The organism is Arthrobacter sp. HS15c, from assembly GCF_040812005.1.
GTDB lineage: Bacteria > Actinomycetota > Actinomycetes > Actinomycetales > Micrococcaceae > Arthrobacter.
Genome location: NZ_JBFOHM010000019.1, coordinates 1 through 6,335 on the forward strand (window position 1 = coordinate 1; position 6,335 = coordinate 6,335).

Genomic DNA, 6,335 nt, shown 5'->3' on the forward strand with positions numbered 1-6,335 from the left:
TTTCTGCTCGAGCTTGGACTGCGGGTAGCTCAGGACCAGGGTCATGACCAGGTACCAGAGGCTGGCGACGATCAGCAGCGGGATGGTCTCGTAGGTCCGGGCGTAGATGAGCTGGGCGCTCTGGAGCAGTTCGGCAACACCGAGGACGCTGACCAGGGAGGTTTCCTTGAACATGCCGATCACCTGGTTACCGGTCGCCGGGATGATCGAGGGCATCGCCTGGGGGATGATGACCTTGCGCATCTTCGTCCACCCGCTCATACCGAGGGCGTCGGCGGCCTCGATCTGGCCCTTGCCCACCGAGGAGAACCCGCCGCGGATGATCTCGGCCATGTAAGCGGCTTCGTTAAGCGTCAGGCCGACCAGCGCCGCGGTGATGGGTGCCATCAGGGCGTTCATGTCGATCGCGGTGCCGATGTCCGTGAACGGGATCCCGATCGCCAGGTTCGGGTACAGCGCGGAGATGTTGAACCAGAAGATCAGCTGCACCAGGACCGGGGTGCCACGGAAAATCGTGATGTAGACGCCCGCGGTGGCGGCGATCGGTTTGATGCTCGAGCCCCTCATGACAGCCAACACCAGCCCCAGGAGCGTTCCCAGGGCCATGCTGGCAATGGTCAGGAAAAGCGTGAGCATCAAACCACGAAGAATGGTTTCGTGGGTGAAGTACCTGGCAACCACATCCCACTTGAAGTTGGGGTTGGTTGAAACCGAGATCAGGATGCCCAAAGCTAAAAGGCTGCACACAACCCAGGCAACGAACTCAAAGGTACTCCGTCGCCGGAGCCGTGGCTTGAGCGCCGGGTCGATTGCATTCATTGCGGCGTCACTTCCTTGACGAATGAAATTTCTGCATGGCGTCCCGCTAGTTGAGCTTGGCGTCGGTGATGGCCCCGGAGTCCAGGCCCCAGGTCTCCAGGGACTCCTTGTATTCCGGGGTCTCCAAGACGGACTGGAGCGCTTTCTGGAAGGCCGGGGTCAGCGGCGAGCCCTTCTTCAGGCCGACGGCGGTCAGGTCGCTTGAGCCGACGTTGACCCGGCCGAGCAGGGTGAAGGAACCCGGCTGCTGCTTCTCTGCCCAGCCGAGGGAGGTTGTGTCGTAGAGGATGCCGTCGATCCGCTTGGAGTGCAGCTGGACCAGGGCGTCCTGGATGTTGGGCAGCGTCACGGCGTTGATCGCCGGCTGTCCCTTGGAGGTGCAGGTCTGCTCGCTCAGCGCCGGAAGGCGTAACAGCTGACCGGTCGAGCCCTGCGTGACGGCGATGTTCTTCCCGCACAGGGTCTCCACGGTGAGATTCAGCGGGTTCCCCGCGGCCGCGGCCACAGAATTGCCGGCCCTGAAGTAGTCAATCATGTCCAGAACCTTGAGTCGATCCTCGGTCTTGGACATGGTCGTGGCGGTGAAGTCGAACCGGCCACCGTCCAGGCCCGGAACGATCGTGTCGAACTTCGTGTCTACGAACTTCAGCTTCAGGTCAAGCTTCTTAGCAACGAGCCGGGCGATGTCCGGGTTCAGACCGATCGGGGTCGTGTTGTCCTCCGCGAGGAACGTCGTCGGCGGGTAGTGCAGGTCCATCGCGACCGTGAGCTCGCCCTTGTCCTTGTAGGACTGCGGCAGCAGTGCCACAGCAGCTGCGTCAGGCTGGACGCCCTCTGAGATGTCAGCCGTATTCGATGTCTTGGACCCTTCCTGAGCTGAATCGGTGCCAGCACTGGACCCGCACGCCGTTAGCGCCAGTAAAACTGCCAACCCTGCACCGGCAGCCCGGACCTTGATTCTCATTTCGTCGGAATCTCCTTCCAAACATTCAAGCCACATGTCTGTACTTACAATGCAACCACCCTCGCACTGGATCGTCGACAATTTACAGGGATTATTTTTGTGACGCCAAAAAAAGGCCAGATCCAAGTGGATCTGACCTTCTTTCCGATGCGAATGAGGAGAATTTCAGGGGATGACTTCTTCCGCTGTCCCGGTGAGATCCTCAACGGCCGTTTCCATGTGGCGTGTGATGGCTTTGTGGAGTTCTTCCCGATGGCCTGCCTCCAGGAGATCGAGGAGGTTCTGGTGTTCCTGCACCAGGACGTCTATGCGGGGGTAGGCGACGGCCAAGTTGAGGATACACATACGCGATTCGGCCGCGAGGGTTTTGTAGATCCGGATCAGGCGTGTGTTGCCTGCCCCGGCCACGAAGGAGGTGTGGAACTGCATATCCAGCCGGGCAATCGCCTGCCAGTCCGAGACGGCAACCTGCTTCGCCATGTCGCTGATGATGGCCTTCAAGGCCTGGCAGGTGTCCTTGACCTGTTCCTGCCCGGCATCCAGCAGCGCGTCTGCGGCAGTTGATTCCACAGCCTCACGGACGGCGTAGATCTCCCTAATGTCTTCCATGGCGAGCTCAAGGACGAAGACACCCCTATTACGCCGGCTGACGAGGATCCCTTCCTGGCACAGCCGCTGCAAGGCCTCACGGACCGGGCCCCTGGATGTGCTTAGCTGGCTTGCCAGGACAGATTCATTGATCTGTTCTCCCGGACGGAACATGCCCTGAACAATTTGTTCCCGCAGCTGGTCAGCGATCAGCTGCGCCGTGGGTCTTCCCTCCAGTGCAAAGAGCCCTTCCGGTGCCGCCATTGACATCCCCCTCATCTCATTCTCGCCTGCTACACGTTTTTCTAGATGGCTATTGCGGTGTATTTGTACTCGAGGAATTCTTCGATGCCGATCTTGCCGCCTTCGCGTCCCAGCCCGGACTGCTTGACGCCGCCGAATGGTGCTGCAGGGTTGGAGACAAGGCCGGTGTTCAGTCCGACCATGCCTACTTCCAGGTCGGCAGAAAAGCGGAGGGCTTTCTCCATGCTTTCGGTGAAGACGTAGCCGACGAGGCCCCATTCGGTGTCGTTGGCGAGGCGGAGGACTTCGTCCTCGCTGTCGAACGGGGTGATGGCTGCGACCGGACCGAAGATTTCGGTGTTCATCAGTTCGGAGTCCAGGGAGACGTCCGTCAGGACGGTGGGGGTGTAGAAGTATCCCGGACCCTCCGGGCGGATTCCGCCGGTCAGGATACGTGCGCCCTTGGACACGGCGTCTGCCACGAGGCTTACGACCTTGTCCAGGCCCTTCTGTTCGATCAGGGGACCCACCTCGGTTCCCTCCGCGGCCCCGTTGCCGACCTGAAGTTCTGAGATCTTCTTGGCGAACTTTTCGCTGAATTCCTCCACGACCGAGCGGTGGACGAAGAAGCGGTTCGCCGCGGTGCAGGCCTCGCCCATGTTCCGCATTTTGGCTTTCATGGCTCCATCGACAGCCTTCTCGATATCTGCGTCGGCGAGGACGATGAAGGGGGCATTTCCGCCCAGTTCCATGGAGGAGCGCATGACGTTGTCGGCTGCTTGGCGCAGCAGGATTTTGCCCACCTGGGTGGAGCCGGTGAAACTGATCTTCCGTGCAATGCCGCTGCTGGTCCAGGTTTCCACGACGGAGGAGGCGCTGGTAGTCGTGACGACGTTCAGGACGCCGTCGGGAAGGCCTGCCTCCCTGAAGATCTGCACCAGGGCGAGGGACGTCAGCGGTGTCAGCTCGGCCGGCTTGAAGACCATGGTGCAGCCGGCCGCGATGGCGGGGGCGATCTTGCGGGCTCCCATGGCCAGCGGGAAGTTCCAAGGGGTGACCAGCACGCAGGGGCCGACCGGTTCCTTGGTGATCATGATCCGGGTGTTGCCGTCAACGGAGGTGGTGTGGTCTCCACCGATGCGGACGGCCTCTTCGGAGAACCAGCGGAGCATTTCGGCCCCGTAGGCCACTTCGCCCCTTGCTTCTGCCAGGGGTTTGCCCATCTCCGCGGTCATGATCGCGGCGAGCCGGTCGGTGTTGGCTATGACTAGTTCAAAGGCACGTCGCAGGATGTCGGCCCGCTGGCGGGGTGTGGACTTGCCCCACTGGACCTGGGCACGGCCTGCGGCTTCGATCGCCAAGGCTGCATCTGCCGGTCCGCCGTCGGCCACGTGGGCGATGATCTCGTTGGTGGCCGGATTTTCCACCGGGAAAGTGGCGCCGCTGGCGGCCTTCTGCCAGGCGCCATCAATGAACAGTTCCGTGTGAAGACCTGAGGGGTCGAATGAGGAGCTCATGTCACGCTTTCAAAAATGGTAGGAGAGATTAGGAGGTGGCGGTCTTGAGGGCTTGTGTGAACCTGGTCAGGCCGGCCTGGATTTCGTCGCTGCTGACGTTGAGCGCCGGGATGATGCGGACGACGTTTCCGTGCGGACCGCAGGTGAGGAGGAGCAGTTCTTCCTTGATGGCTGCTTGCTGGACAGCCACGGCGGTAGCGGCATCAGGGGTGCTGTCCGCAGACGTGAATTCGACGCCCTGCATGAGGCCGCGGCCGCGTACATTGCCGATTCCTGCGAAGTCTGTCTTGAGCTGGTCGAGCCCTGTGCGCAGTTCAGCGCCCCGAAGCAGGGCATTCTGGACCAGGTTCTCGCGTTCAATGACGCCCAGGGTTGCGACGCCGGCTGCGGCTGCTACGGCGTTTCCGCCGTAGGTGCCGCCCTGTGAACCCGCCCAGGCCTTGCCCATCAGCTCGGTGGAGGCGGCGATGGCTGAGATGGGGAAACCGCTAGCCAGTCCCTTTGCGGTGATCACTACGTCAGGGGTGATGCCAGCCCAGTCGTGGCCCCAGAACTTTCCGGTGCGTCCGACGCCGGCCTGGACCTCGTCGAGGATCAGCACAATTCCGTGACGGTCAGCGCGTTCCCGCAATCCCTGCAGGAACGCCGGGGGAGTGGGGATGTAACCGCCGTCGCCCAGGACGGGTTCGATGATGAAACCTGCCGTGTCCGCGGGGCTGCTGATGCTCAGCAGGAGGTGGTCCAGTTCCTTCAGGGCGAAGTTGACTGCCGTTTCCTCGTCCCAGCCATACCGGTAGGCATGCGGGAAGGGAGCGATGTGCACGCCGCCCATGAGGGGAGAGAATCCTGAACGGAACTTCGTGCCGGCCGTAGTGAGCGAAGCGGCTCCCACGGTCCGGCCGTGGAAGCCGCCATGGAAGGAGATGATGTTCGGCCGGCCTGTCGCCATCCGGGCCAGACGGACCGAAGCTTCCACTGCCTCGGAGCCGGACGTGGCGTAGAAAACGCTGTCCAGCCCCGAGGGCAGGAACTCTCCCAGTTTTTCGGTGAGCTCAAGCAAGGGCTTGTGCATCACGGTGGTGTACTGGGCATGGACAATCTTGCCCACCTGCTCGCGGGCTGCCGCTACGACGTCGGGGTGGCAGTGACCTGTGCTGGTAACACCGATTCCAGTGGTGAAATCGAGGTACTTCTTGCCGTCGGTCGCGTGGATCCAGCTGCCGAGAGCATGGTCTACGACGACTGGAGTGGCCTGCTTAAGGAGGGGGCTGAGAGTTGCCATGTGCTTCATACTTTCTTAGGGGCTGTAGATTGTCAACAATAGGCGATGTTGAGGGAATCGTAAATATGGGTGCTTGTGTTAGCTCGTCTTGTACCGTTCGGGCCTAGCGAAATCCAGGCCCTCAAAGATCCGTTTGCCCAGGGCCTCATGTGCGGCGATTTCGCCGTAGCCGGTGGCCATTTTGAAGCCGGCGCCGGAGAAGCCGGTGGCGCAGTAGATCCTGCTACGTTCGCTGAACCGTCCAAGGAGGGGGTTGCCGTCTTTGGTGTAGAGGTCGGGGAAGGCATCAGAGCGGACGATGTTGGGGAGCAGTCCGGGGAAGAACTCGGTGACCGTCTCCATGGTTTCCGAGATTTCCGCGGATGTTAGTTCCCTGAGGACGGAATCCGGACCGGACGCCCGTTGCGATCTGCCATCCAGGGTTGCCTTGACGGTGACCCCATCAACCGCGGGGGCCCCGTACATGGAACGGTCCCCGGAGATCCGGATGAAGATGGGGAATTTTTCCGGCGAGAAGTCTGCTACGTCCCGGGCGACGAACCAGGAAAGATAGTTCCGGCGTGTTTCAGTTGCTGCCTTGAGGTAGTCGGGCATGAGGCGTTGTGACCAGCCGCCGGATGCGATGATGACGTTCTCGAAGGTCCAGGATTTTTCGCCGGAGGTGATGAGGACGCCGTCGGCGGTTTCGGTGATGCTGTCGATCGGGGTGTTGGTGTGGATGGTTGCGCCGTTGGCGACGGCTGCGGCGACGGCGGCTGTGACTGCGCGGTCGGTGCGCAGGGCGCCGGCGTGGGGGTCATAGACGGCGATGTCGTCGGGGCGGAGGTTGTGCTGGGGGTAGCGTTCGGCCATCTCTTCGCGGCTGAGGATTTCGTGGTCTGCGCCGTTGTTGCGGGTGGTTTCCAGGAGCTTGGGGATGTAG

6 protein-coding genes are annotated in these 6,335 nt (G+C 61.7%); all 6 read right to left on the bottom strand.

The window, feature by feature from the left end:
* A partial coding sequence (locus ABV518_RS22190; protein WP_367771783.1) for an amino acid ABC transporter permease occupies window positions 1-819 on the bottom strand: 819 nt, incomplete at its 3' end.
* Between the two features lie 46 nt (window positions 820-865).
* A complete protein-coding gene (locus ABV518_RS22195) occupies window positions 866-1,783 on the bottom strand; it encodes an ABC transporter substrate-binding protein (protein ID WP_367771786.1) in 918 nt (305 codons plus the stop codon).
* A 165-nt stretch (window positions 1,784-1,948) separates the two neighbouring features.
* Window positions 1,949-2,635 (bottom strand): GntR family transcriptional regulator, encoded by a 687-nt coding sequence (locus ABV518_RS22200; RefSeq protein WP_367771788.1) that lies wholly within the window; start codon window positions 2,633-2,635, stop codon window positions 1,949-1,951.
* 41 nt (window positions 2,636-2,676) lie between these two features.
* Window positions 2,677-4,131 carry an NAD-dependent succinate-semialdehyde dehydrogenase gene (locus ABV518_RS22205; RefSeq protein WP_367771791.1) on the bottom strand — a complete coding sequence of 485 codons (1,455 nt, stop codon included), beginning with the start codon at window positions 4,129-4,131 and terminating at the stop codon, window positions 2,677-2,679.
* 28 nt (window positions 4,132-4,159) lie between these two features.
* A complete protein-coding gene (locus ABV518_RS22210; RefSeq protein ID WP_367771795.1) occupies window positions 4,160-5,413 on the bottom strand; it encodes an aspartate aminotransferase family protein in 1,254 nt (417 codons plus the stop codon).
* Between the two features lie 78 nt (window positions 5,414-5,491).
* On the bottom strand, window positions 5,492-6,335 hold an 844-nt coding region (locus ABV518_RS22215; RefSeq protein WP_367771798.1), incomplete at its 5' end, for an FAD-dependent oxidoreductase.

Bases quoted from the DNA above. Each gene is read 5' to 3' on its own strand.
- ABV518_RS22195 (WP_367771786.1), bottom strand. From the start codon at position 1,783: ATGAGAATCAAGGTCCGGGCTGCCGGTGCAGGGTTGGCAGTTTTACTG.
- ABV518_RS22200 (WP_367771788.1), bottom strand. From the start codon at position 2,635: ATGGCGGCACCGGAAGGGCTCTTTGCACTGGAGGGAAGACCCACGGCG.
- ABV518_RS22205 (WP_367771791.1), bottom strand. From the start codon at position 4,131: ATGAGCTCCTCATTCGACCCCTCAGGTCTTCACACGGAACTGTTCATT.
- ABV518_RS22210 (WP_367771795.1), bottom strand. From the start codon at position 5,413: ATGGCAACTCTCAGCCCCCTCCTTAAGCAGGCCACTCCAGTCGTCGTA.